Source organism: Vibrio sp. ZOR0018 (assembly GCF_963865925.1).
In the GTDB taxonomy this organism is placed as follows: Bacteria; Pseudomonadota; Gammaproteobacteria; order Enterobacterales; family Vibrionaceae; genus Vibrio; species Vibrio anguillarum.
This window is the reverse complement of the sequence record NZ_CAWMCN010000087.1, coordinates 1-770: the sequence shown is the minus strand read 5'-3', so window position 1 is coordinate 770 and position 770 is coordinate 1. Positions and strand designations below refer to the sequence as shown.

General features: G+C 53.0%; 1 pseudogene. It reads right to left on the bottom strand.

The annotated features are described in order from the left end of the window. Window positions 1-770: pseudogene (locus AACR75_RS04980) on the bottom strand (transketolase); the annotation flags it as partial.

Here is a 770-nt window from a genome sequence, read left to right as displayed (position 1 = left end):
GGTTGATGGGTTGGGCCATCTTCACCCAAGCCAATCGAGTCATGGGTGTAGACTTGGATGTTCTGAATCTTCATCAGCGCGGCCATTCGCATTGCATTACGGGCGTATTCCATAAACATCAGGAAGGTTGCGCCGTAAGGAACGAAGCCACCGTGCAGCGCGATACCATTCATGATGGCAGTCATACCGAATTCACGCACACCATAGTGAATGTAGTTACCCGAGAAATCTTCCGCCGTGAGCGATTGAGAGCCCGACCACATGGTGAGGTTAGACGGTGCCAAGTCCGCCGAGCCGCCCATAAATTCTGGCAGCATTTTACCAAACGCTTCCAGCGCATTTTGTGACGCTTTACGTGACGCAATATTGGCTGGGTTAGCTTGAAGGTCAGCGATAATTTGACTCGCTTTCGCTTCCCATTCTGCTGGCAACTCGCCATTTACGCGGCGTTTGAACTCAGCAGCTTCGGCTGGGTAAGCGGCGGCGTAGGCTTCAAACTTGGCGTTCCAATCGGTTTCTTTCGCTTGGCCAGCTTCTTTGGCATCCCACTGCGCGTAAATGTCGGCAGGGATGTGGAAAGGTGCATGCGGCCAACCCAGGAATTCACGCGCTGCTTTGATTTCTTCAGTGCCTAAAGGGGCACCGTGACAGTCGTGTGAGCCCGCTTTGTTTGGCGAGCCAAAACCGATGATGGTTTTGGTGCAAATCAAGGTTGGACGAGGGTCAGCTTTCGCAGCCTCAATCGCGGCATTAATCGCTTCAGCGTTATG